This window comes from Maribellus maritimus, from assembly GCF_022267315.1.
GTDB lineage: Bacteria > Bacteroidota > Bacteroidia > Bacteroidales > Prolixibacteraceae > Draconibacterium > Draconibacterium maritimum.
Genome location: NZ_JAIKLE010000151.1, coordinates 1 through 901 on the forward strand (window position 1 = coordinate 1; position 901 = coordinate 901).

Sequence of the window (901 nt, forward strand, 5' to 3'; positions counted from 1 at the left end):
TCCAGAAGTATTTCATCAAGTTCCTTATTTGTATGTTCTGATATTATTTTATCCCAATCTGGCATTTGTTCTCATTTAAAATTGCACCTAACGGTGGCGGTATGGTTAGTAAGGGATTGCGGGCTTATTACCTATCAAGTTACAGCAAATTTTGGAGCGGGTTACTACACCCCGAATACCCTTGAAACCCTTATTAACTATACCGCGTGTTGGGTTGCGTACATTTTATTTTCTAATTCTCCAATAATTAATTTTGCTTCTTTCATATTAATCTGTTTACCTATTGCTTTTTTCTTACTTCCATATTTGAAAGTTACATTAATAGTTGATAATCCAAACATTTCAAGACCAACTGCCCCAAATTTATTTGATGAATCATTTAGCTCTATTTTAGTAATTCTGGATTTCAAATATTTCTTTGAGTGAGTTATTTTCCATACAGTTCTTTTCTGCTTAATATAATTATCATGTATTTCAATTATTTCATTTCCTAATATCATATAATAGAAATTGAAAAAATTATAATAGGCAGCCCAAAAGAAAAGTCCAATAAAAAGTATAAAAACAACATTTATGTCTCCAGTAATCATTTGAATTATAGTCTGAACAAGAATGTATACAAATCCCAGAAAAATCAATGATACAAAACCAGCAATTCCCCAGACAATATTATTAGGTCTTATAACCAATGTTGAATATTTTTCTTGTTTTTTTATTTCTAAACTCATTTCTTTTTAATTAAAAGCCTTTTGTTTTTATATCAGAGTCAATCGGTCAATTTGAGTCTCTTTCATCGTATGCAACCCAACGGTTGGTACATGTTGTCGGGGCGGATTTCGGAGAGCGTTCCTGTCCGAAGGACACGGAACTGCGAAACGGGAATCCGCAGTTGGCGTACCAC

Annotated in this window: 1 protein-coding gene; it reads right to left on the reverse strand. The window is 32.7% G+C overall.

The features are described from left to right. Positions 1-197: 197 nt before the first annotated feature. A complete protein-coding gene (locus K5G00_RS29475; protein ID WP_238770228.1) occupies positions 198-728 on the reverse strand; it encodes a hypothetical protein in 531 nt (176 codons plus the stop codon). Between the last annotated feature and the right edge of the window lie 173 nt (positions 729-901).

Excerpts from the sequence above, each read along its gene's own strand:
- K5G00_RS29475 (WP_238770228.1), bottom strand. The coding sequence starts at position 728 with ATGAGTTTAGAAATAAAAAAACAAGAAAAATATTCAACATTGGTTATA.